General features: G+C 64.6%; 18 protein-coding genes, 4 pseudogenes and 1 riboswitch. Of the genes and pseudogenes, 13 read left to right on the top strand and 9 right to left on the bottom strand.

Going from position 1 to position 24410, the window contains the following annotated elements:
• Positions 1-22: 22 nt before the first annotated feature.
• Positions 23-970: an META domain-containing protein gene (locus tag RN629_RS16370; RefSeq protein ID WP_407036189.1), complete on the bottom strand. Its 948-nt coding sequence runs from the start codon at positions 968-970 to the stop codon at positions 23-25.
• A 26-nt stretch (positions 971-996) separates the two neighbouring features.
• Positions 997-2979 (bottom strand): oleate hydratase, encoded by a 1983-nt coding sequence (locus RN629_RS16365; protein WP_407036188.1) that lies wholly within the window; start codon positions 2977-2979, stop codon positions 997-999.
• Positions 2980-3411: 432 nt separating this feature from the next.
• Here RN629_RS16365 and RN629_RS16360 point away from each other — a divergent pair, with 432 nt between their 5' ends.
• Positions 3412-4479 (top strand): sensor histidine kinase, encoded by a 1068-nt coding sequence (locus RN629_RS16360; RefSeq protein WP_407036187.1) that lies wholly within the window; start codon positions 3412-3414, stop codon positions 4477-4479.
• Positions 4480-4486: 7 nt separating this feature from the next.
• Positions 4487-5122: a response regulator transcription factor gene (locus RN629_RS16355; RefSeq protein ID WP_407036186.1), complete on the top strand. Its 636-nt coding sequence runs from the start codon at positions 4487-4489 to the stop codon at positions 5120-5122.
• Positions 5123-5125: 3 nt separating this feature from the next.
• On the opposite strand, the gene RN629_RS16350 is transcribed toward RN629_RS16355, so the two are convergent.
• Entirely contained in the window at positions 5126-7480 is a 2355-nt protein-coding gene (locus RN629_RS16350) for a TonB-dependent receptor (protein ID WP_407036185.1), read from the bottom strand.
• 1297 nt (positions 7481-8777) lie between these two features.
• Here RN629_RS16350 and RN629_RS16345 point away from each other — a divergent pair.
• Complete coding sequence (locus tag RN629_RS16345; RefSeq protein ID WP_407036184.1) at positions 8778-9224, top strand: hypothetical protein; 447 nt, start codon at positions 8778-8780, stop codon at positions 9222-9224.
• Between the two features lie 23 nt (positions 9225-9247).
• Positions 9248-9802, top strand: a complete 555-nt coding sequence (locus RN629_RS16340) for a fasciclin domain-containing protein (RefSeq protein WP_407036183.1) — start codon at positions 9248-9250, stop codon at positions 9800-9802.
• A 190-nt stretch (positions 9803-9992) separates the two neighbouring features.
• Here the strand turns inward: RN629_RS16340 and RN629_RS16335 are convergent, their stop codons facing one another.
• Positions 9993-11123: an ROK family transcriptional regulator gene (locus RN629_RS16335; protein ID WP_407036182.1), complete on the bottom strand. Its 1131-nt coding sequence runs from the start codon at positions 11121-11123 to the stop codon at positions 9993-9995.
• Positions 11124-11266: 143 nt separating this feature from the next.
• Between RN629_RS16335 and RN629_RS16330 the strand changes: the two genes are divergently transcribed.
• The 3 genes from RN629_RS16330 to RN629_RS16320 are packed head-to-tail and all read left to right on the top strand — an operon-like array spanning position 11267 to position 15239.
• Positions 11267-13840, top strand: a complete 2574-nt coding sequence (locus tag RN629_RS16330) for a TonB-dependent receptor (RefSeq protein WP_407036201.1) — start codon at positions 11267-11269, stop codon at positions 13838-13840.
• Positions 13841-13847: 7 nt separating this feature from the next.
• Positions 13848-15098 (top strand): MBL fold metallo-hydrolase, encoded by a 1251-nt coding sequence (locus tag RN629_RS16325; protein WP_407036181.1) that lies wholly within the window; start codon positions 13848-13850, stop codon positions 15096-15098.
• Positions 15099-15116: 18 nt separating this feature from the next.
• A complete protein-coding gene (locus RN629_RS16320) occupies positions 15117-15239 on the top strand; it encodes a hypothetical protein (protein ID WP_407036180.1) in 123 nt (40 codons plus the stop codon).
• Positions 15240-15335: 96 nt separating this feature from the next.
• On the opposite strand, the gene RN629_RS16315 is transcribed toward RN629_RS16320, so the two are convergent.
• Positions 15336-15716, bottom strand: coding sequence for a LysE/ArgO family amino acid transporter (locus RN629_RS16315; RefSeq protein WP_407036179.1), 381 nt, complete (start codon positions 15714-15716; stop codon positions 15336-15338).
• Positions 15717-15745: 29 nt separating this feature from the next.
• Here RN629_RS16315 and RN629_RS16310 point away from each other — a divergent pair.
• From RN629_RS16310 to RN629_RS16300, 3 genes and pseudogenes are all read left to right on the top strand, one after another.
• A pseudogene (locus tag RN629_RS16310) lies at positions 15746-15868 on the top strand (LysR family transcriptional regulator); the annotation flags it as partial.
• A gap of 55 nt (positions 15869-15923) precedes the next feature.
• On the top strand, positions 15924-16400 hold the full coding sequence (locus tag RN629_RS16305; RefSeq protein WP_407036202.1) for a hypothetical protein: 477 nt from the start codon (positions 15924-15926) through the stop codon (positions 16398-16400).
• A 41-nt stretch (positions 16401-16441) separates the two neighbouring features.
• On the top strand, positions 16442-16915 hold the full coding sequence (locus tag RN629_RS16300) for a hypothetical protein (RefSeq protein WP_407036178.1): 474 nt from the start codon (positions 16442-16444) through the stop codon (positions 16913-16915).
• Positions 16916-17011: 96 nt separating this feature from the next.
• On the opposite strand, the gene RN629_RS16295 is transcribed toward RN629_RS16300, so the two are convergent.
• A complete protein-coding gene (locus tag RN629_RS16295) occupies positions 17012-17890 on the bottom strand; it encodes a LysR family transcriptional regulator (RefSeq protein WP_407036177.1) in 879 nt (292 codons plus the stop codon).
• 107 nt (positions 17891-17997) lie between these two features.
• Between RN629_RS16295 and RN629_RS16290 the strand changes: the two genes are divergently transcribed.
• Positions 17998-19086, top strand: a complete 1089-nt coding sequence (locus RN629_RS16290) for a YeiH family protein (RefSeq protein ID WP_407036176.1) — start codon at positions 17998-18000, stop codon at positions 19084-19086.
• Positions 19087-19347: 261 nt separating this feature from the next.
• Positions 19348-19424: riboswitch (Fluoride riboswitch) on the top strand.
• A 23-nt stretch (positions 19425-19447) separates the two neighbouring features.
• Positions 19448-20806, top strand: coding sequence for a voltage-gated chloride channel family protein (locus RN629_RS16285; RefSeq protein WP_407036175.1), 1359 nt, complete (start codon positions 19448-19450; stop codon positions 20804-20806).
• A gap of 39 nt (positions 20807-20845) precedes the next feature.
• On the opposite strand, the pseudogene RN629_RS16280 reads toward RN629_RS16285, so the two are convergent.
• The 3 pseudogenes from RN629_RS16280 to RN629_RS16270 form a co-directional block, all read right to left on the bottom strand.
• Positions 20846-21289 (bottom strand): annotated as a pseudogene (locus tag RN629_RS16280) (ATP-binding protein); the annotation flags it as partial.
• Positions 21276-21383: pseudogene (locus RN629_RS16275) on the bottom strand (ATP-binding protein); the annotation flags it as partial. The pseudogenes RN629_RS16275 and RN629_RS16280, both read right to left, overlap by 14 nt.
• Positions 21382-21705, bottom strand: a pseudogene (locus RN629_RS16270) (IS110 family transposase); the annotation flags it as partial. The pseudogenes RN629_RS16270 and RN629_RS16275, both read right to left, overlap by 2 nt.
• A 332-nt stretch (positions 21706-22037) precedes the next feature.
• Here RN629_RS16270 and RN629_RS16265 point away from each other — a divergent pair.
• The gene (locus RN629_RS16265; RefSeq protein ID WP_407036174.1) at positions 22038-24140 is read left to right on the top strand and encodes a TonB-dependent siderophore receptor; all 2103 of its coding nucleotides are present in this window, start codon (positions 22038-22040) and stop codon (positions 24138-24140) included.
• The last annotated feature ends 270 nt before the right edge of the window (positions 24141-24410 follow it).

Here is a 24410-nt window from a genome sequence, read left to right as displayed (position 1 = left end):
GTTCAGATGGTCGTTTGCGGCCTCAGCGTAACGAGACGGCTTCGAACCGCGCAAGTGGAGCCATCCGCGCGCGATTGAGGGTAAGGTGGTCCCCGTTCAGCGAATAATTGTCCACGCGGCTGAGCATTTCGCTGAACGCCCGTTCGACATCCATGCCCTTGGTACAGGCGCGCATGGTTGACGCCATTTGCTCGAACGTGATCCGCGAGGCCTTTTCATCGAGGGTGTAGGTGCCGGTGAAGCTGTTGCACCCGCCAAAGCCCGTAACATGACTGCCCTCGGCCTTCAGAATCAGATGAGGTTGCTGCTCGGTGGCGGCGACCGGCCGTCCGTTCAGTTCAACCAGCTTCCAGTATTTTTCGGTGATGCCTTCACTGGATTTCTCGAGCACATAATGATCGGCCAGCGCCCCGGTGATCGGCGTCCCGTCGAGCGCCAGCCGGACCAGCCTGTTCTCGCCCACCCGATAGCGTGCAGGTTCCTGGCCGGAAAGCGTGATCGTGCCGCCCGCGGCATCCCATCGGAATGTACCGTCCTCGGTGAAGGGCTTGCTGTCCCGACCGAGATAGCGCGAGCGGCTGGCATAGCTGCCATCGGCTTTCAGCGTGACGATGGTCTCGATCCCGTCGCAATCCGCGCAGGGCAGCACGCCGCGATAGGTGCCTGCCCAATCCAGTGCATCGCGCGAGTTGTCGCCGGATGGCACCGGCGAGCCAGTCCCGCCCTGCGCCCTGTAGAGCGCCCATTCTTCGACCACCCGGCCATCGGGGAAGTGGCAATAGCCGGTTTCGCCGGCTTCGCCCTTGCGGATCTCCAGTGTGCCGCCCTGCTTCGTGCAGTAGGCCGAAGCCGGATTGGCCAATCCTACGCGCTGGTGTTCGGGCGCGGCCGTTGCGGTGCATCCGGTCGCGCCGATCACAAGCAGGAGCGCCCCGATGGTCGGATAGTGGCTGATCGACGGTGCTTTCATACGAGCCTCTCTCGTCCTGCTTCTCTTCAATCGTTCTTTTTGCCGTCCTTGAAATTCTCGCGGACGCGATTCAACCAGCCGGCGATGCGGCCGACCACCGCTTCGCCCTTGCCCAGCAGTTCACCGAGTTCCTTTTCCGCCCGCTCGCCCAGGGACGTATCCGAATGAGGAAGCGGCGGCAGGATGTGGGCGAAATAGGTCCTGTCCAGCAGCCGGTGGAGCAGTCGCTCGCCAACGAACGGCTCGCCGTTGTTCAGCGCGCGCGCCGCTTTCAGCAGGTTTCGGATGTCGTACTGGACCGGACTGATGTCCGGCACCTGCTTGCGCAACCCCAGCAGGGTATAGACACCCACGCGCGCGGTACGGATCGAACTGTCCATGGTGAAGATGACGTCGTTGGCGGTTTCGACAAACTGGCCCATCAGCGCGAGATTGGTGCAGCCTGCCGGGACGCTATGCGGCCGGTCCCCGGCGGCGCGCGGCATGAACATAGCGGTGATGTAGGGCATCAGCGCCAGTCGCGCCTTGGTGTTCGCCACCACCGCGTCGATCTGGTCCGCGATGCCGAGATGATAGCAAAGTTCAGCGATAATCTCGCGGCCGGTGCAGGCGGGCATCGGCTTCTTGATGTAATTGCCTTCCTTGTCCATCAGCAGCGCATAAACCCATACCACCAGCACATCATCGGGCTGGTCCGGGAAATGCGGCTGGCGATTGCAGGTAAAGCTCATCACCCAGTTGGAATCGGTAAAGGTGATAATACCCCCGGTGACGGTCCGACCCGAATAGGGATCGTTGACCGCCAGTTGCTTCAGCTTGTCGACGAACGGCGACGGCTTGCAGGTCAGCGTGACCGACTCCCACATCGACTTGTCGATATCGCCACAGAATTTTTCCGGCTTGCCGAAGACCGGGGCCTTCCGCGCCAGGTTCTTCCACAGGGCCCAATCGCTGTCCTCGCCGGGATCGTGGCGGCCCCGCTCCAGCACGGGGACAGTCTCCATGTCACCATACGCCGTGCCTTCGGTCATGGATCCGGTCAGGGCGAAAACGACATCCTTTGCGCCCACCGCGATCGTCTCGTCCTTGCCGCCGACCCTGGCCCTGATGCCGGTGACAGTGCGGCTTTCGCCATCGACCGCCATGTCGAGATCATAGGCGCGCGTACCGAACTGGACCTTCACGCCCGCCTTTTGCAGATGGGTAAGCAGTGGCCGGACGAAACTGTCATATTGATTGTACTTGGGAAAAACGAGTGCGGAGAGATCGGTCAGCCCGTCGAGCGCATCGAGGAAGCGATGCATGTACAGCTTCATTTCGAGCAGGCTCTGCCAATTCTCGAACGCGAACATCGACCGCCACAGAAACCAGAAATTGGTCTCCAGGAAGCCGGCGCTGAAATAATCCTCGATCGTAATGTCGTCCAGTTCCTCCTTGCGCTTGAGCAACAGGCGGACCAGTTCCCATTGCTGGGGCTTCGTCAGACCCAGCGTCGAGAAATCGCGAATCTCCCCCTGCTTGTGCATGAGGCGCGATTTGGAGAAATTGGGGTCGTTATCATTGACCAGGCGATATTCGTCGAGAACACTGTAGCCCTCGGGCAGTTCGAGCGCCTGGACATCCTGGAACATGTCCCACAGATTGTCGTAGTTCCAGTTCATCTCGCGGCCGCCGCGGATGATGTAACCCTCTTGCGGGTTGCCCGCGCCGTCCAGCGATCCGCCAGCGACTTCGACCGCATCGAGGATCGTGATGTCCTCGCCCTTCATCCCGCCATCACGGATCATGTAGAACGCTGCCGCCAGCCCCGCGATACCGCTGCCGATGATCCACGCCTTGCGACCCTCGACCGATCTCGGCGGCACCGGGCGGTTGCGCATATAGGCACCCATCATGTCGGGCGGGGGCAGCGTGTTTTCGGACCGATGGCTCCAATATCCGCTGGTCGTGTCGTTCTCGACATGGAATGAAGCGCTGGCGTCGATGTCGGGAAATCGGGGGGCGGTCATACGATGCTACCTCGCTGCTGATCCTTAAGTGACGATCTATAGCAATTCGCTGCTAATGGACAGGTCTATCGTCTTGCAAAGATATTCTTACAAATATTTGCTCTTGTTCCTGAGCAATCGTCCGGTATGCTATCCTTGATCACCTTTCGAGGTATCGTTGCCCGTTTATTGTCTGCAACGCCTCCATCGCATCACTGAAGCGACCATCAAGCTGCTGCAAAATAATAATAGTCTGCAGTCAGTGGCCTGGCTCAAGTTGCTCAGGGCATGCAGGTTCGGCTATCGCGCGGCGATGACGGGCTGTGGATCGCGGGATGGGGGGATCGGGACTTTGCGGGATCCCGGTCATTTGGGCTGTTTGCCGATGACGGTCGTCACCCGGAAAAGTAGTGCGCCCGGCAATCGCGGGTATCCGATGAAAGGGTCTGGCCGATGCCCATCGATGTAATGTCCGCGGACATGCAGGCGCGCCGAAGCCGGCGTTATACCGGCACGATCGCGATCGCGGTGATGACGATCACGATCTTCGTGCTCGACACGATCACCGACCTGGAGATCGCCGCCGCCGTCTTCTACGTGGTCCCGATCCTGCTGATCGTCAGGAACTCTCCGCAGCGTGTCGCGACCCGCTATACCCTGTTGTGCATCGCGCTCGCCGGCATCAGCTCGATCCTGACGCGCGGCGGCGACATGCAGGCGGGCGTCGTCAACCTCGTCATCAGCATCGTCGCGATCAGCATCGTGCGGTGGATGGGCGGGCGCATTCTGCTGGCCGAACAGGCGTTCGCACAGGCGCGGGAACAATTGCTGCGCGTGGCACGGGTCAACACGCTCGGCGGGCTGACGGCGTCGATCGCGCATGAGGTGAACCAGCCGCTGGCCGGGGTGGTCAGCAGCGCGGACACGGCACTGCGCTGGCTGGCCGCCGATCCGCCCAACCTCGCCCGCGCGCGGCTGGCGATGCAGCGCGTCGTCGAGGATGCGGGGCGCGCCTCGGCCACGATCGAGCGCATGCGCGCGATGACGCGGCGCGAGCCGGTCGTGCGCGAATCCGTCGACCTCGCCACGATCGTCGCCGAAAGCGTCGCGCTGGCCGCGGACGAGGCGGCGCGCCGCGACATCTGCCTGCACCCCACCGCGATCGACGAAGCGCTTCCGCCTCTGACGCTCGACCGTGTCCAGATGGTGCAGGTGGTCGTGAACCTGCTGCTGAACGCGATAGAGGCGATCAGTGAGGCGGGCGGGCCCGACCGGCTGGTCGGCATCACCGCCGAACGGCGCGGCGCGACCGTGTGCCTGATCGTCAGCGACACCGGCCCCGGCGTCGCCGACCATGCCCTGACACATCTGTTCGAGCCGTTCTGGACGTCGAAGCGCGGCGGCTCCGGGTTGGGGCTGACGATCGCGCGCGATCTGGTCGAGGCGCAGGGTGGCATGCTCCGGCTGGAGCATGGTCGGACCAGCGGCGCGTGCTTCGTCGCCGAATTCCCGCTACCGTGACCGCGAGATGAGCAACCGCAGCGCCAATGGAGCATCGCCGCCCGTTATCAGGATCGTCGACGACGACCGATCGGTCCGCGACGCCTTGACCGACCTGTTCGAGACGCTGGGCATGACCACCGCCGCTTATGCCTCCGTTGTCGATTTCCTCGCCAATGACCTGCCGGATGCGCCCGGCTGCCTGGTGCTCGACGTGCGCATGCCGGGTCAGGGCGGGCTGGAGTTCCAGGCCGATCTCGCGCGGCAGGGCAATCCCCTGCCGATCGTGTTCATCACCGGGCATGGCGACGTGCCGATGGCGATGCGGGCGGTGAAGGCGGGGGCAAGCGATTTCCTGCTCAAGCCTTTCGACAACCAGGAGTTGATCGACGCGGTCAACGCCGCGCTGCGCCGCGATGCCGCCGCCCGGGCGGCGGATGCGCGGCAGGACAGCCTCACCGACCGCTTCGCCAGCCTGACCGCGGGCGAGCGCGCGGTGATCGACGGCGTGGTCGAAGGACTCCTCAACAAGCAGATCGCTGACCGCCTGGGCGTCAGCGAGGTGACGGTGAAGGTGCGTCGCGCCCATGCGTTGCGCAAGCTCGACGTCACCTCCGTCCCGGCGCTGGTGAGACTCTACGACCGCGCCTGGCCATCCGGTTGAGCGTTACAGGCTGGTCGACAGGCTCAACAGGATCTGGCGCGGGGCCGAGCGCATGAACGTCTGGAAATCGCCCGTCACCGAATAGCCGCCGATCCCGACCGAACCGATATTGCGCCGGTTGAACAGGTTGTTGGCGTCAAGCCGCAGCGTGGTGCGCTTCGCGAAACCGAGCGACGGCAGCGCGTAGCTGACATGCGCATTGGCCTGCCAGTAATTCGGCACCATGATATCATTGGCATAGTTGAACGGCTGGTCGAGATAGACGGTGCTGGTGAACCCCGCCTCCGCGCGCCCGTGCCGCGCGGTGAGCTGCGTTACCAGCGAGACGCCGGGATAGCCGGGCTGATAGTTGCCCTTCAGCGGCACCACCGTCCCGGCAACGTTCAGGTCGCTGGCATAGCGCAGCTTGCTGACCGCGGCCGACTGGGAAATCTCCAGCCCCGGCACGATCGTCGCGCTGACGATCGCGTCCGCACCCCACAGCGTCGAGCGCGGAACGATCCCAACCGAGCGCACCGGCTCATATTGCAGGCCGCTGGTGCCGTTGAGCAGCCGGTTGAGGATAATGCCGTAATAGACATCCAGATTGATCCGCACCGCGCCGAACGAACGGTATCCGCCGAGCGTGAAGTTCCAGTCGCGCTCCGGACGCAACGTCGGCAGCGCAGCGTCGAACAGCGCCTGGCTGTCCGCCGCCCAGGCCGAGGAGATCGGGCCGATATTGCCGCGCGACGACACGCGATAGCCGATTTCGGTTTCCGCCACGTCGAAATACAGCGACGACCGCTCGTCGGGGCGCCAGTCGACGCGAAGCTGCGGCAGAAACGCGTTGCGCGCGCGCAGCCTCCCGTTCGGCGCCTGATCGGGCCCGATCCCACCGCCACTGGTGGTGAAGTCCACCGCCTTGAACCCGGCGGTGAGCGTTAGCGCGTCGCTCGGCTTGAACACATCCTGTACGAACATCTGGAACGAATGCGTCTGCCAGTGCGAGGCATTCGTAAACCGGAAGGCCGGGCCATAGACATCATACGGACCGATCGCGCGCAGCGGCGCGCCCTGCCCGAGAAGCGGCTGGTTGTAGGAGGCGAACACCGACGAGGCGTGGGTGCGCTCGACCCACAACCCGGTGGTCAGTATATGGTCGCCGGTCTGATAGCTCAGGCTCGCGGTGCCGCCGAACCGGCGCGGACGGGTCTGCCACACCAGCGAGGAGAAGGGTGCGCCGGTCTGCGACGGAGTCGAGACGTCCGAAATCTCGATGTCCGAACTGCTGACCGCTCCATAGGCCTGCACACTCCCCGACAGTTGCTCGCCGATGTGGAAATGGTGTGCGAGGCTGGCTACCACGTCGCGGGTCGCCTGGCCGGTATCATAGGGGCGCAGCGTCGCAAGCGTGCCGCAACTATACGCGCCGCACGACTTGGCGGCGTTGCCGGGCTGGTTGACATAGGTGGCGTGGGCATAATCCGGGTACAGAATGTCGGTGCCGTTCCAGCCCAGCTTGTTCAGCATGTCGAAGGACGTGTTGTTATAGCCCCAGATCTTGGCGCGCGAATAGGAGACGAACGCCGTTACGTCGCCCCAGGGCAGGTCCTGCACCAGCTTGGCGTTGGCGCGCAGCATATATTGTGATCCCGCACCGGTATATTTGTCCTTCGAGATGCGCTCGACGCCCAGCAACACGCGCGGCCCGCCCGATCCCAGCGTGCCGGTGTTGGCGGTCGCGCTGGTGATGAAGGTGTCGTTCGACCCTATGCCCTGCATCAGGTCCAGCGACGGCTTGGCCTTCGGATCGGCCAGCATGTAGCGGACCTCGCCCCCGTCGACCGAATTGGAGAAGGTACCGAGCCCTGCCGAGCCGGGCGAGACGCTAACCGAGCCGATATTGGCGGTGACACCGATGTTGAGCGGGGCAGTGCCGGTCACGCTGCCATAACTGCCATCGTTGAGCGGCACGCCCTCGAAGGTAACCGCCAACTCGTTCTGGCGAAAGCCCCGGACCAGCAGGAAGCCGTCGGACAGGTCGAGGCCATAAGCGTCGGTCGAGGTGAAGGTGACGCCGGGCAGGTTCTTGATGAGCGCCAGCGCGCTGGTACCGGCCAGCACGTCGGACCAGGCCGCCTTGCCGAGCAGATATTCGCCGGCGGCGACCGGACGATCGGTGCCGGCGACGATGCGATTGCTCGCGGTCACGACGATATCGGACTGGGATGGCGTGGATGACGCGTCAGCCGGAGCCGGCGGCCCTTCGGGAACGGGGGCAGTGGTCTGCGCCCCGGCCTGGACCGGCAGGGCGACAATGGCGCAGGCGAAGGCGAAGAGCGCAGCGGCAGGCTGCGCCTTGCGGGCGTGGTTCATGGCTGGATTCCGTTTGTGAAACGCGTGGCACCGCACCCGGCTCGATGGTCGGGGACCGGATCGGGGCGATGCGGATGTGATCTTTGGGGCGGTCGGTGGCGCCGTCCCCCTGGGGCGACGGCCGGGGCGTCTAGCGCCTGCTACTGTCTTCGATCATATATGGTCCCCCGATTGCGCACGGCGCCCTTGGCTGGCGGGTCGCCCCTCGTGTGCAGCCTCCTATGCCATGCCCGGCGGTCTGGCACCGGTCGCCTTGGTATCAAACCTGATACCTTGGTATAGCTGACACGCCCGATGCCATCGGCGTCGGACCCGACAGGCCCGACCACGATGTCCGTGTCACCTGCGAGGCACGCCGCCTACACCGCCGTCGCGCTACGCCATGTCTGTCCTGCGTCGGAGGCTGGTCCTGACCCCGATGGCGGCAGTCACGGGCACAGCACGCAATCACGAATGTCATCGCCGCGTGATTGGAACACCGCCGCAACGAGAAGCGTTGCAGGCTGATCCGGGTCAATGGAGACCAAGTATGCGTTCCGTCCTGTTTGCCGCCAGTGCGATTGCGTTAGCGCTTGGTGCGCCAGTCCTGGGTCAGGGTAGAGATCCGGCTGGTCCTCCGGGTGGCGGTCCAGATGGTCCGGGCGGCGGCGGGCCTGGCATGGGCGGGCCGCACGCGGTTCCTCCCGGACCTGGGGATGGACCGCGCGGCCCCGGTGGTCCTGCTCCGGACCGTGGTGGTCCGGGCCGCCCCGATGGCGGGCCCGGACCGGAGGCTCATGTCGACCGCGGACCTGGCCCAGGCGGCTTTGGTCCCGGCGGTTCGGGGCCAGGTGGTCCCGGACCGTGGCCGGCACCGATGGGACCAGATGGCGGCCCCGGCGGACCGCCCGATCGCGGACCACGTTTCGCCGGGCCGGATGACGGGGGGCCCGCAGCCCGCGGCTGGGAAGCCGGCGGCCCCGGGCGGCCACGGCCCGGTCCGGGGGGCGGTCCGGGCGGTCCGCCCGACGGCCCGGCTGGTCCGGCACTCGATCCCGCTGCGCCGGCAGGCTGGTTCGCATCGCGAAGGTGGGAAGGCGATCATTATCGCCGGGATTATCGAGCCTATCCGATACCGGCAGGCGCCGGGTGTCCGCCCGGTCTGGTCCCCTATCGAGACGGGTGCGCGGCGCCGGACGACTGGCAACCGTCAGGCCCGCCGCCGCCCCCGCCACCGGGACGCGCCTATAGCTGGGCCGACTGGTATCCCGCGCCCTATTGGCAGGATTCGGGAGACTGGGCTTATCAGGACGGCTATTTGTACCGATACGCCGACGACCGCGACGGCGGGCGTGGTGGCCTTGGCGGGATCATCTCGGCTTTCATCCCGCTGATCGGTGGCGCCCTGTCCGGCGGGAACCTTTGGCCCCGGCAGGTCGCGAATTATCGCGTGCCGGATTATTATGGTCGCTTCTACGGATCGGGATATCGGGGCGATTACGACTATCGCTATGCCGACGACGCGATCTTCGCCGTCGATCCGGGGTCGGGCCGGATCGATTCAATCGCCGGCCTGCTGACCGGGGACGACTGGGCGGTGGGGCGCCCGATGCCCCCCGGCTACGATCTCTACAATGTGCCCATGCCATATCGGGAGCGGTTCGCGGACGGACCCGATCATTGGTATCGGTATAGCGACGGCTATGTCTATGACGTCGATCCGACGACACAGCTCGTTCGCGCGGTAAGCCAGCTGCTGGCCTGAAAATGGTGGGAAAGGGGATGCACGTGACGGCGTGGAAATGGACCGTAGCGGCGATCGCGCTGGCATCGGGGCTCGGGTTGGCGGCGTGCAGCAGCCGAAATGCCGAGGGGAACACGGCAGCGACCACGACGCAGCCAAACCTGAAGAAAGCCCTCGGAGCGGCGGCCGGGCTCGGTGCGATGGCGCAGATGGTCAAGCAAGCCGGGCTGGAGCGGACCTTCGACGGTGCCGGCAGTTATACGCTCTTCGCGCCGACCGATGCGGCGATTGCGGCGCTGCCGGCGGCGGAGCGGCAGCGGCTCGCCAGCGCGGCCGGGCGGCCGCAGTTGATCGCGCTGCTTCGTCAGCATATCGCGCCGGGCTATGTCGCCCGCGCCGATCTGGATCAGGGACTGGCGCGAAAAGGCAGTGTCCGGGTTGCGACGGTCGGCAGTGCGCCGATCATCATCCACAAGCAGGGCGAAGCGATCGTCCTGGGCGCGGGTAGCGACGCGCCGAAGCTGACCGGCGATCCGATCGTGGCAAGCAATGGCGTGATCTTTCCGATCGACCGGGTGTTGCCGCCGCCCAGGCGCTGACCGGCGATGAAGGGCGATGGGGTCCACGAGCCGCAGGTCGGCGTGCGCAACAGCCGATGGTCAGCGAGGCGATCGCCGTTTTCCTGTTGAGATCGAGAATGCGACAAGGCTGGTGTTCCATGAAGCCGTTATCAAGGCGGCATGAGACACGCGCACAATCGTGGCACCTCAAAGGTCCATTACGCCCAATTCATGCCGGTTCGGGGTGGAGCAGATGCAGAATTGGGATGGAAGCGGCACCGATCGCGCCCGCTCGCGCGCCTAGTGTCGAAGGAATGACGACGGGCGGTTGCCCTGCGAAACGCTCCGGCGAGGCGTGCTGCGGCAATCCCGTCGCCTTGACGATATCCTGTAGCAGCGAAGCGGAAAGCCGCCCGCCGATGATGATGAGCGCAGGATCGATCACATTGGCGACGTGATGCAGATACGGCGCAAGCTGTCGCCCGGCGCGGTCGCACCACTTTGCAATGATGTCACCATGGTCTTCGGCGACCCGGTCGAGCCGATCGAAATCGGCCGCATCGATCCCGTTCGCCCGCAGGGTTTCGAGAAGATCCTGCCCCGAGGGGCGCGGCCGATCCAACGGGAAGAAGGTGCCGAGCGGCCCCGCATTGAAATGGGCACCGCGATACAGTCGGTTGTGCAGGAAAAGGCCGCCCCCAACGCCGTGGCCGATATGGACCGCCATGAAATCGCGGCAGCCCTTCCCCGACCCGGCCAGACGCTCGCCCATGGCGCAGGTTCGGCCATCATTCTCGACAAAGACCCGCTCGGCAAAGCGGTCCTGAAACCAGGCACGCGCATCCAGGCCGTCAAAGGCCGGGAAATAGCGATGTGCCTGGAGCAGCGGCGCGTCGACCCGGAAGTCGCCGGGCAACGCGAATCCGATACCGAGCAATTCCTCCGTGCCGATCCCGGCCTCGATGCGGGCGGCAGCGATCGCATCGGCTGCCCCCTTCGCCACGGCTTCGGGCGTCGGCTCGGGCAATATCCGGTGCTGATACGCGCGTTCCGTCCCGGTGATGTCGATGATCGCCGCGTCGAGATATCCATGCGAGAAACTGACGCCGGCGGAGAAGCCCGCCGCGCCGCGTACCGCCATCGGCCGCGCCGGTTGACCCCGGCTGCCTTTGCGCGCGGGCTCTTCTTCCACCAATCCAAAGCGGTCGAGGCTGGCCATCATCTGCGTGATCGCCGATCGCGTCACACCGATCCGCTCCGCGAGTTCGGCACGCGACAAGGCCCCCGCATCGAGCATCAGCGCGACAAGACGCCGGTCTGCGGCGGACAGGGACCAGAGCGAACGGGCGGTTTGCAGCATGGGACGCCGCTACCATGGATCGTTCGCCGCCACCACTCACACTATTAAGTTAAGTAGACTTAAATATGTCATGCACGCGAGCTAGAGGCCTGGTCGACCCGGCGCCGGAGAGCGCCGAACGGATCAAGGGGATCATCGTGACCATGTTCATCTTTCGGATCGGCCTTCTCGCCAGCACCATCCTTTCTGCCATGCCGGCCGCTGCGCGGACCGTTTCGGCACCCGCGGCGACCGCCGAACAGGCCGACACGGCTGCGCCGTCGAAGGACATCATCGTCACCGGCCAGCGTCGCCTCAGCCGCGCGCCACAGGATGCCAAGCGCTCGAGCCTCGCCGTCGTCGACAGCGTCGGTGCGCTGGAGATCCAGAAGCTGACCGACCAGACGGTGGTCGATGCGCTGACCCGCGTGCCGGGCGTTTCGCTCCAGCGCGGCTATCAGTTCCAGAAGGGCTGGTACGCGACGATCCGGGGCCTCGACGGCAATTACAACAGCGTCGACCTCGATGGCGGCATGTTCTTCGATTCGACCCGCAACGATCGTGCCGTCTATCTCGACACCGTGCCCGCGATGGCGATCAACGAACTGGTCGTCACCAAGACGGTGACGCCGGACATGGACGCCAATTCGATCGGCGGTCATATCTCGATCAACACGCTGCGCGCCTTCGACCTGAACGGCGCGGCCGTGACCAAGGGCGATTTCGGCCTCAACCTCTATCAGAATGGCGGCGCGCCCGATCGCCATGGTCCGGGCAAGATCGGCAACCTGGTCGTTAAGCGGACGTTCGGCGCCAATGGCGATTTCGGCTTCGTCGGGTCCGCCTCGTTCCATGACGACCGCTACAGCCAGACCTACAACAACACCTCGGCCTATATCGTGCGCAACGGCATCGACGTGCCGACCAGCGCGCTCCAGCGCGGCGATTTCGACGTGCACGACAAGGGCTTCAGCCTGCTCGGCAAGCTGGAGGCGCGCTCGGCCGACCGCTTCTACGGCTTTGTCGAGACGACCTATTTCAACAGCGACATCCTGCAGAACAATTATCGCGGTGGCACGAGCGTCAACGCCGCCAACGTCACCGCCGCCAGCGAGGGGCAAGGCAGCTTCACCGGCGCCAGCGCGCAGGCCTATAGCCGCGTCTACGACATCTCGCGCAAGCTGTGGACGATCACGACCGGCGGCGAGTTGAAGACCAGTGACAATTCCAAGATCAAGGCGGTCGCCTCGATGGAATCGTCGCATCATGACGAAACGCTGGAAAATGGGGCAATCTATACCTTTGGCGGGCTGAGCGGAAAGTATGGGGTCGGCGACAACCAGGTCGACCTGGCGCTCGATCCGGCGACCGGCTTGTCGAACCCGGCGAACTGGTCGGCCAATCCATCGTCGAACGCGGTCGTCACCCATCTGCCGATGACCGACAAGGTCTATACCGCGCGACTCGACTATAACCTCAACAGCTTCCCGTTCAGCGAAGGGCTGGGCCTGTCGACCGGCGTCAACTGGCGCCGCCTGCACCGCGTGTTCAACCAGTCGGCGGACAATTACACCCTGCCGACCGGCACGCCTTATACGCTCGACAAGGTGCTGGTGAACGGCGGGGCGGGTTCGATCTTCGATGGTCAGGGCGTGGTCTATGTCGATCACGATGCCTATTGGTCGTTCGTGAAGGCCAACGGCACCAACAAGCCGACCACCACGCCGAGCAGCAGCTTCGACCTCACCGAGGACGTGCTGGCCGGCTATGGCGCCGTGCATTACAATAGCGGCAACCTCCATGCGCTGGCCGGCGCGCGGTACGAGAAGACGATCGTCGACGATGACACAGCGAAGCTCCAGAACGGCGCGCCCGTCCCGTTCAGCTTCCACCGCAGCTACGATTATCTGCTGCCCAACGTGCAGGCCTCGGTCGATGTGATGCCGATGCTGCGCCTGAAGGCCGCCTATACCGAAACGATCGCCCGCCCGACGCCGACCACCTTCGCGCAAGGGCTGACGATCAACAATTTCAGCAGCCTCAACGTGATGCTGCGGGGCAGCAACCCGGATCTGAAGGCGCGCCATTCGCGCAACTACGACCTGTCGGTCGAATCCTACCTGCCGCATGGCTATCTCTCGGCCGGGCTGTTCCACAAGGACATCAGCGGTGAGGTCTATTACCTGACCACCACGACCAGCGATCCGACGACCGGCGTGGCGACGCAATTGTCGACGCCGTACAATGCCGCCAGTTCGAAGGTCTCCGGCCTCGAGTTGAGCGGCGAGTGGCGCGACTTCACCGCGCTGGCGTCGTGGCTGGAAGGCTTCACGCTGCGCGCCAACTACACCCGCTTGTGGGGCAGGCTCGACGTGCTTAACGCCGACAAGACCGGCCGCACCATCGATGCGCTCAACCAGCAGCCGAGCTATATGGCGAACGTCATGGCGGTCTATGATCGCGGGCCGCTGACCGGCTCGCTCGCCTATGCGAAACGCGGACAGGCGTTCAACGGCGGGGTCGGCGCGACCTCTGCCGGTGACACCTATATCCAGCCCTATGACAGCCTCGACGCGCGGGTGGCGGTGCGGCCGATCGAGCACCTCGAAATGTTCCTCGCCGCGCGTAACCTGACCAATAGCTGGTGGCGCGAAATGACCGGCGTCAACCGCGACCAGTTGCTGACCGCGATCCGTTCGGGCCGGTCCTTCACGGTCGGCGCGCAGTTCCGGTTCTGACGCCGTCATGCGTTCGGCACGACAACTGCTCGTCGTGGCTCTTGTCGGATCGGTACTCGCCGGTCCGGCAGGGGCGACGGCGCCCACGCCGCTGGAACCGTGGAGCGCCGGGACGCTCGACATCCATCACATCCAGACCGGTCGGGGCAACGCGACCTTCATCGTCGCTCCCGATGGCACCACGATCCTGATCGACGCCGGCGCGCTCGATCCGAAGAATATCGAGTTCGACAATGCCCCGCTGAAGCTCGCCCCGGCCGTGCCGGATGCAAGCCTGCGCCCCGGACAGTGGATCGCACGCTACATCCATCAGGTCGCACCCACGGGTCATGTGCGCATCGACTATGCGGTCATCACCCATTTCCACACCGACCATATGGGCGCGATAAGGCCGGACAGCCCCTGGTCGGCGACCCACGCCTATCGGCTGACCGGCATCGCCGATGTCGGCGACGTCCTGCCGATCGGGACGCTGATCGACCGGATCCAGCCCGGAGACCCGCCACCCCATGACGATGCCAGCATCCGCAACTATCAGGCGTTCGCGCGTTATCTGCACGACCGGCGCGGCTCGCGGCTCGCGCCACTGGCGATCGGCCGCACCGATCAGATCGCGCTGGCCCGACCGCAGGATTATCCCGGCTTTACCATCCTCGGCGTGAAGGCAGGATCACGGGTCATGGACGGCCATGGCGGCACCAGGGCCGCTTTCGATCCCACACTGGCGCGCAACGCGGACGGCAGCGCGCAGGAAAACCCGCTCAGCATCGCGCTGAAGCTGTCCTATGGCGCGTTCGACTATTATGCGGGCGGCGACAATACCGGCCTTCACGAACCCTATGCGCCCGATGCGATCGACAGCGAGACGGCGATCGCCCCTCTGGTAGGGCCGGTCGATGCCATGGCGCTCGATCATCACGGCAATCGCGACAGCACCAACAGCGGCATCCTGGCGACGCTCAAGCCGCGCGTGCTGGTCGAGCAGGTCTATACCACCGACCAGCCGGGTGGCGAGGTCGTCCAGCGGGTGGCATCGCAGGCGCTCTATCCCGGTCAGCGCGACCTCTTCGCCACCTGGGCGTTCGAGGCGACGCGCATAGCGCTGGGGCCGATCCTCGACCGGACGTTGACGGCGAGCGGCGGCCACGTCCTGATCCGGGTCGCGCCGGGCGGGGCCAGCTACCGGGTCATGCTGCTCGACCCGCGGGCGCGGACGCCGATGGTCGTGCGCACCTTCGGTCCCTATCAGAGCCGATGATCGGCCAGAGGCCCGTCGATGGTCGCCTACGCCCCGTCTATCCCGTCGCGCGGACTGCTGGCCCGCTATTATGCGGTGCAGTCCGACAAGACGATCGTTATGGGTCGGATGCACGTCATCCTGCTGCGCCAGTTCGGCTAAAGACCTCTCTCCCTTCACGACGGCCGCTGTCACATCGGCAATCCACTTATCCCCCTGTTCAAATTTTCCAAGCCACCTCAAGGAACGCCATGCGCTTCATGGAAATGCCCGCGCAATGAGCGATACCGCCAAGGTCAGCATGACGCTGCCGACGATCGCATCCAGCACACGCCATGCCGAAGGGCGCGCGAACAAGGGGGTCAGTAAACGGGCGGCATAGCCAAGGGTTGCAAACCAACCCATGCTGGCACTCGCCGCGCCCAAGACGAATATCGGGCGCGACGCAGCGGGCTGGGCCATCCCCGCCGCACCCATCAAAAGAACCGTATCGAGATAGACGTGCGGATTGAGGAAGGTGAAGGCGGCGGTGGTGCCGAGCGCCCGGCCAAGCGTGATCCCGCCCTGCGCTGTCACGGCCATCGCCTCGGGCACCATCATCCGCCGGAACGCCTTGAGGCCGTACCAGCCCAGAAACAAGGCGCCGCCGATGAAGCAACTCTTCATTCATGCTCGATTATCCCGCCCTTGCCGCAGTGGCGGCCGTCGTGCGGGAAGGCAACTTCGAACGCACGGCCGAACGGCTCGGCACCACGCCATTAGCCGTATCACAGCGCGTGAAGGCGCTGGAGGAGCGGATGGGAACCATCCTGATCGTCCGGGGGCAACCCTGCACGGCGACGGGCCTTGGCCAGCAATCTGTGCGCCCATGTCGACCATGTTCAGCTTCTGGAGGCGGAGCTCGCGCCAACATTGTCGCTATCGGGACATGGGCCCGAAACGCCCGTCACCCTCAAGGTTGCCGTCAATTCCGACAGCATGGCGACGTGGTTTCCCGAAGCGGCGGCCGACTTCGCCCGCAATAGCGGCTTCATGTTGGAGTTCATCCGGGAGGATGAGGCGCATAAGCACCTCGACGCGGCACTGGCCCTCGCTCACGCCATCCAGCAAGTGCAGCCGCACCACGCCAAGCGCAACAACAATGAGCCTGCGCGTACCGCTCAGCCCGGCGGGATGTTCAAGGCCCCCTCGCCCGTGCCCCCTGGGCCGAAGCTGGATCGCCGCAAACTGGGCAATCAGCGCCTGAAGCGAGGCCCTCGCCTCTCCAACGACGAACTCGTCGCGCGCGGTCTCGGCGAGTATGTCCGCCAACACACGGGATAACCGTATGGCGTGCCTGCCAGGGTCCCAATTGGGATCAAGAAATGGGAATGCCGCTGCTTGATCGAGCCGGTAACGTTGACGGTTGCAATCCGGCTAATCAGAATAGGGCCATGCCTAACACGCTTGACGCCGAAGCATCGCGTCGCAGCCTAATCCTGCGGACCATCTACGCGCTGTGCTTGATGGGTGCGACCTACAATCATTGGTACGCGATATATCACCACGGACTAAATTGGGATTACGGTGGGTTTCCGAAAGGAAGTTCTACGTTTTGGACGGCGCTAGCCTTTTTTGATCCTGCCGCAGTGATCCTCTTATTCGCACGTCCCAACTTCGGGGTCGGGCTGACGGTTTGCGTCATTGTAACAGATGTGATCCATAACGTTTGGATTCAAGCGCACTACTTTCCACCGCTTTTACAATCTTTAGCTGACTCCCCGATGGTGATCGAGCAGATCGCCTTCATGGTTTTCGTGCTGGTGAGCAGCCCATTCGCAAGGACAATGAAGCGATAGACAGCGGCGTAAGCGTCTTTCCCCAATTAGGAACGGCCAGCGAGACGGAGGCGGCGTTCCCGGAATCGTTCGCTTTTCAGGAATCTGGCTGCGTCCCTACCGCTGTCGCGCCGCGATCACGTCCAGCAGAGCGTCAGCGGCTTTGGTGCGATAGCGCTCCTTGTGACGTAGCCCGAAGAAGGGGCGCGGCTCGAAGGCGATCGGGGCGGCGTGCAACCTGCCTGTCTCGATGGCTGGCCCAACCACCAGCGCCGACAGGACGGCAACCCCCGTTCCTGCCTCCACCACGGTACGAACGCTCTCGTTGGACGGCATGGTCAGCGCTACGTCGAGAGTGGTCGGATCGACGTCCCAGCGACGCAGGTTGCTGTCGAACGTCGAGCGCGTACCCGACCCCGGCTCCCGGAGCACCCAGCTTGCCCGACGCAGCCAGGCGGCATCGATCCGGGCGTCACCGAACGGCCGGGCGCCGACCAGCAGCAGCCGGTCCTCATCGACCGGCCAGTGGGCCAGGGCCGGATCGTCGATCTCTCCCTCGACGAAGCCCAAATCGGCCTCGCCGTCATGGACACGGGCTGCCGCCTGTTCGGTATTGCCGATCGTCAGCGCGATCCCGATTGCCGGATGGCGCTCGTGGAAGGTCGCCAGGATCGGCGGCAGCCAGTAGGCGGCGATGGTCTGGCTGGCGACGACCCGCAACGTGCCCCGCTTCAAGCCGCCCAGCTCCTCCAGCATCGTCTCTGCCCGTCCGGCACGTGCGAGAACGCCGCGGGCTTCGGCCAGGAACAGCCGCCCTGCCTCCGTCAGCGCGATACCGCGCCCGACCCGATGGAACAGCTTGACGCCATGCCGGCCCTCAAGCGCGGCGATTGCCGCCGAAGCCGCCGACTGCGTGACGTTCAAGGCGCGCGCCGCAGCGGTTACATGCTCACGCTCGGCCACGGCGACAAAGATGCGAAGCTGCTCCAGCGTCATGCAACGTCCATAGGGGAACCGATCAGCTTCCGCGATTGAAATGATAAAAAGGCTGCGTTGGAGCGATCAGTTGGTGGGGCATAGATCGGCGGGCGGAAGGAAACGCCGTGACCAGTCTTGCCCATCCCCAGCTCGCATCCATGACCCAAGGCGGCAGATTGGCGGTACTGCTGCCGGGCATCGGCCTTTGCCTGGTCGTAACCGGGGCGGCCTATGCCCTGGAGGCCGGCGAGCGTGTTTTGGCCGGCAAGGCGTGGCTGGAAGCACTGGTGCTCGCCATCCTGATCGGCACGGCGGTGCGCAGCCTGTGGACGCCGGGCGATCGGTGGCACGAGGGCATCGCATTCAGCGCCAAATACCTGCTGGAGGTGGCCGTGGTGCTGCTCGGCGCGTCGGTGAGTGCCGCGACCATCCTGGCGGCCGGGCTGCCACTTCTCACCGGCATCGCCGGCGTGGTGGCGAGCGCGATCCTGCTCAGCTTCGGTATCGGTCGGCTGCTCGGGCTGCCCACGCGCATGGCGCTGCTGGTCGCCTGCGGCAATTCGATCTGCGGCAACTCGGCCATCGCGGCGGTGGCGCCGGTGATCGGCGCCGACAGTGACGACGTGGCCGCCTCGATCGCCTTCACGGCGGTGTTGGGTGTGGTGGTCGTGCTGGGCCTGCCGCTGCTGGGGATCGCGCTCGGGATGAGCGGGCTTGCCTTCGGGGCGCTTGCCGGCCTCACCGTCTATGCCGTGCCGCAGGTGATCGCAGCCGCCTCGCCACTTGGCACGACCGCGGTACAGATGGGCACGCTGGTCAAGCTGGTGCGCGTGCTGATGCTCGGGCCGGTCTGCCTCGTCTTCTCGCTGCTGGCACCGCGTCTCACGCCACAGGTGGTGCCGGAAGGAGAGTTCGTGGCGGGTGCGCCTGCCCCCGCGCGGATGGACCTCGCTCACCTTGTGCCCTGGTTCATCATCGGCTTCCTTACGCTGGTCGCCTGCCGGTCGCTGGGGCTGGTGCCGACTATCGCCATCGCGCCGATCAGCCGCGTCGCCACGCTGCTGACGGTCATCTCCATGGCGGCGCTTGGGCTCGGCGTCGATGTGCGCACCGTCGCCAAGGCGGGTGGCAGGGTGACGGCTGCAGTGATCCTGTCGCTGCTAGGCCTGGGTGCGATCAGCCTGACGCTGCTGGCGGCGTTGCACATCGCATGATCGCTTCCCTCTTCCCAAAAACGACGGCGATCGAGACGGTAGAGGCTTTCCCGTTGGGATCCAGACCGTCCGAAAACATCGGTCCTGATTCCACGTCCCGCCAGCGCGGTGTAATCTTCGGGTATGGGGTACATCGAAGGTCATGCCTGAAGATTACACCCGCACGACGCGTGGTGGAATCCGCAACGGGGTTTTCGGACGGTCTCAATGGTCTTTTGAGACTCCTCTCCGGTTGACCAAATAACGGTCGGACAGCATATGTGCGGCAACGGTGATGGATTTCCGCCGGGCCATTTGGCCGAACCGCCCTCGCAAGGGCCGATGATTCCTACCAGGCGCCGTAAGGCAGCAAGGAGGAATCGTGCGCGCGACGTTTCGCAATCTCTACGGTCAGTTCAACGTGGCGGCCTTCGTTCGCGATCGTCACAGCCATGTCGTGTCGGTGCTGCGCTGGGCGTTGATCCTGATCCCGATGGCAGCGACGGTCGGGCTGCTATGCGCGGCTTTTCTGTGGAGCCTCGATGCGGTAACGCGGCTTCGCTTCGCCTATCCTTGGCTCTTGTACTTGTTACCGATCGGCGGGTTCGCCGTCGGGCTGATCTACCACCTGACCGGGCGCTCGGTAGAGGGCGGCAACAATCTCATCGTCGAGCAAATCTACGAACCGGGGGGCGGCGTGCCGCTGCGCATGGCACCGCTCATCTTCTTCGGAACGGTCGTGACGCATCTGTTCGGCGGATCGGGCGGACGCGAAGGCACCGCCGTCCAGTTGGGTGGCAGCCTCGCCAGTGGGTTCGGACGCGCACTCAGGCTGGATGCGGAAGCGACGCGCATTCTGCTGATGACCGGTATCGCGGCAGGGTTCGGCGCAGTGTTCGGGAGGCCGATCGCGGGCGCGGTCTTCGCGCTGGAGGTGCTGGCGATCGGCCGCGTCGAATATCGCGCGCTGGTGCCGTGTCTCGTCGCCGCGCTGGTGGGTGACTGGACCTGCCTAGCGACGGGTATCCATCACGGCATCTACCGGCTCGATACGCTGGTGCCGGTCGATGCGCTGCTCATCGCCAAGGCTGGTGTCGCCGGTGTCGCCTTCGGGCTGGTGGGGCTGGCCTTTGCGGAAGCCAATCATGCGCTCGGTGGATGGCTGAAGCGCGTGCTGCCCTATGGCCCGCTGCGCCCCGTCATCGGCGGGCTAGCTGTGATCGCACTGGTCTGGCTGTTCGGCACGCGCGACTATCTCGGTCTCGGCACGCTGGCCGGGACGCCGGACGGCCTGACCATCGCCAGCTTCTTCGGTCCTGACACGCATCCGTGGAGCTGGGCGCTGAAGCTGCTCTTTACCGTCGTCACCCTGAGCGCCGGGTTCAAGGGCGGGGAGGTGACGCCGCTGTTCTTCATCGGCGCGGCGCTCGGCAATGCACTCGCGCCCATGTTCGGGGTGCCCACGGGAGTGTTCGCTGCGATCGGCTTCGTGGCGCTGTTCGCGGGCGCGGCCAACACGCCGCTCGCCTGCACCTTCATGGGGATTGAGCTGTTCGGTGCCACCCATGCGGTACCGATCGCGGTCGCGTGCTTCGTCGCCTATCTCTGTTCGGGCCATAACGGCATCTACCTGTCGCAACGCGTCGCCGTGCCCAAGGTGCCAGCCGCGGACCTCACACCCGACGCGACCCTGCGCGATGCCCGGACGCACCGCGCTTCCCGCCGGCGTACGCGCGCCTGATCCTGCTTCCTGTCGAAAGTTCTGCCATGCCTGACCGTTTCACCGTCCAGCACCGCGAAGTCGGGATGCTACGCATCTATCTAAAGCCGTCCGATAACATCGGCCCCCGTCGCTTTTGGGGTGCGAAGCCGCTCTGGCGGAGCGCCGGCCAGCGGACTGTTTCAGGCGGTAGCTGTCACCATTCATGGTGAGGATGGAGACGTGGTGAGTGAGGCGGTCGAGCAGTGCACCGGTGAGCCGCTCGGAGGCGAGCACCTGGGTCCAGTCCTCGAATGGCAGGTTCGAGGTGATGATGGTCGAGCCGCGCTCGTAGCTCTGCGACAGCACCTCGAAGAGTAGTTCGGCGCCGGTTGCCGACAGCGGCACATAGCCGAGCTCGTCGACGATGAGCAGCTTCACGGCCGCCAGGTCCCGCTGGAGCTTGAGCAGGCGCCGCTCGTCGCGGGCCTCCATCAGCTGGTTGACCAGCAAAGCGCCAGCTGTCGTTGCCGGTTTCGACGATGTCGCAATGGTGGATAATGCGGTCGAGCAGCGCGGTGGTCATCTTGGGGTCGCCGAAGACGGTGGGCCACTCGCCAGCCATTCTCGGCGAGATGCGCCAAGCCGTCGGCGTCGTTCGCGTCGGTCTTGTTCGCCGCCATGTCGAGCGTTGCCTTCGCATGGCGCGCATCGATACAGGTCGCCGGCAGCCCCAGCGCGGTCAGCTCGTGATAGAACCACACCGACAGCGGGCCGGTTTCGAACACGACCCGTTTCGCATCCGGCGCACGCTTGCGGATCAGCTCAGCCAGCGCCTGCGGGTCCGAAGCACATTTGCCGCGCCAGATCTGCTTGCCCGAATGTCATATGGAGACGGCCGTCTCTTTCAACGACACGTCCAGACCGATATACTCGCCCATGGTTGTTCTCCGTGCGATGCCTGGGCCCTGCGCCAGTCGTGAGCCCGTCTGTCCATCCTATCGGGGAACAACCACCTGTATGCCGTCCTCATGAAAGCCGGGACTCAGGGCAGATCGCTCCGCGATTACCCCATGTTTTGGGAATGAAAGCGAAAGGTCCGACCAAAGCGCGACACTGCCATCACGCAGCTATTACGACACTGAAACAAGACTTGCAAGCAATTCTCAATAGCGTAGGCAGTCCTGCAAGAGGGGCTTGGCTTATGATACAACCTTCACGGCATGGAAACACGACCTTCACCATATGGGCAAGCCTGTTGGTGACATCAGTCATGCCAGCATCTGGTTGGGCGCAAGCGATCGAGCGAGCGACGGTTCCTACGGCACCGGACGCAGATGGGGCGGATATCGTCGTTCAAGCCAGCCGATCGACCGATGGCTACCGGCCGGCTGATTCCTACGTCGCCACTGGCATCTCCGCCGACGTGCTGGATACCCCTCGGTCGATCAGCATGGTAAGCCAGCAGCTTCTCCAGGATCGCGGCGTCGTCAACCTGGAGCAGGCGATCCAGACCTTGCCAGGCGTCGCTCAGGACAACAGCTTCGGCGGAACGCAGGACAGCTTCAACATTCGCGGTTTCCGCGTCTATTCCTCCACGGCCTCGACCAACCCCGGCATCCTGATCGACGGCGTGCGTGGCGCGATGGCGAGAGGCTTCCAGGCGAACACCGATCGCGTCGAGCTGCTGGCGGGACCATCGGCTATGCTCTACGGGCGGACCGAACCTGGCGGCGTGATCAACATCGTCCGCAAGCAACCGCTCTACACGCCCTACCACTCGGTCGAGGCAGACATTGGCAGCTATCGACAATACCGTGCGGTTGGCGACACGTCAGGACCGGTCGCTCCATTGGGCGATGGCGAACTGGCGTACAGGCTCGTCGTGTCCGGCGAGAGGCAGGGCTATTGGCGCAACGTCGGCCATGACATGCTTGACGTGCTGGTCGCCCCCTCGCTCGGCTGGCGGAACGACAAGCTCCAGGCGGTGTTAGCCTACGAATATAACGACAGCACCGCACCGCTCGATCGCGGCACGATCCTGGCGTACGGCGTGCCGGTCGCGACGCCGCGCAAGCGCAGCTTCGCGGAGGATTTCTCCCGGTATCACAACCGCAGCCACTTCCTGCGCGGCAACATCGACTACGAGGTGGAGGACTGGCTGACGCTGCGAACGCGCGCCGCCTACATGAGCTATCTCTCGTCGGACGTGCAGGTAAACCCGTATCGGCTGAGCGCCAACGGCAACCTGTTGCGCTATATCTTCGCCAACCGGGACGACCGGCAGGACAACACCTACGTGCAGGAAAGCGCCGTCGCGACCTTCGACACCGGTGAGATCAAGCACGAGCTGCTGTTCGGCGGCGATTATCGCTACCAAAATCGTCATCAGCGCGGGCAGGACTTCTCCGGCGTCCTCAGTGGCTTCAACATCTACAATCCGGTCTATGACCAGATCAGCGAAGCCGATGCCGAACCGCAACCGAGCGAGGGACCCTTCTTCATCAATCGCAGTCGCGAATGGGGTGTGTTCGGCCAAGACAGCCTGACGCTCGGCCGGCTGACGGCAGTGGGCGGCCTTCGCTGGGCGCACATCACGCAGTTCGGGTCTTCACGGGGTGAAGTGACCGATGATTCCCGCAAGGGCGTCTTCCTGCCGAGCGCATCGCTGCTCTACCGGCTGACCGATCATGTCACCGCCTATGCCAGCTACAGCACCTCGTATCACCCAAACGCCTCGGTGCCCGCCACGCCGCTGACTCCCGCAACAGGGCCGTTCGCGCCCGAGAAGGGCAAGGGCTGGGAGTTCGGCGCCAAGGCCGAGTTCATCGGCGGCAAACTGCTGACGACGGCCGCCCTGTTCCGGATCGACAAGCGCAACGTGCTGACCACCTCCAACGACGTCACCTCCGCGGTAGGCAGCGTCCGGTCGCAGGGAGTGGAGCTGACGGCATCCGGCCAGCTCACACCCGCCTTGAACCTGACCGCCGCCTATACCTACCTCGACGCCACCGTCCGCGACGACCCGACATTGAGCGGGAACCGCTTCGTCAACGTACCCCGCAACAAGGGTTCGGTGTTCGGCGCTTATGAGATCAAGGCGGGGGCGCTGAAGGGACTGGCGTTCGGCTCTGGGGTCACGACATCGAGCCGGATTGCCGTAGATACGGCCAACACCGCGTTCCTGCCCGGCTATGCGACCGTCGATGCCGTGCTGCGCTACCGGGCGCGGATAGCTAACGGCCTGATTTACCGCGTCCAGCTCAACGCCCGCAACCTGCTCAACCGGACCTACTACCCATATTCCAATGGCAGCTACCGGATCGGGGTCGGTGAGCCGCGGACGGTGATGGTGACGGGCAAGATCGAGTTCTGACCGCATGGCGGGTTCGGCACCGGCACGACGACTATGGCTGAAGGCCATAAGTGGATCGGCCTCGGCTTCCTCTTCCTGCTTGAAGCGACGACCGGCTGCATCCTGGTTTTCCAGCACGAGATTTCGGCCAGCCTGAATATTCCCTATTGTCCTGATTCTGAAATAATATTGATTTGCTGATGCGCGGTATCGAGTGTCCGCAGGCAGAAGCGCTGGATAGAAGCGAGAATGTCGTCGGCGGACTTTGCCCATCTGAAGGGTTTGGGGTCT

The organism is Facivitalis istanbulensis, assembly GCF_040560405.1.
GTDB classification, from domain to species: Bacteria; Pseudomonadota; Alphaproteobacteria; order Sphingomonadales; family Sphingomonadaceae; genus Sphingomonas; species Sphingomonas istanbulensis.
The sequence above is the reverse complement of the archived record's forward strand: the minus strand, read 5'-3'. Positions and strand labels throughout refer to the sequence as shown.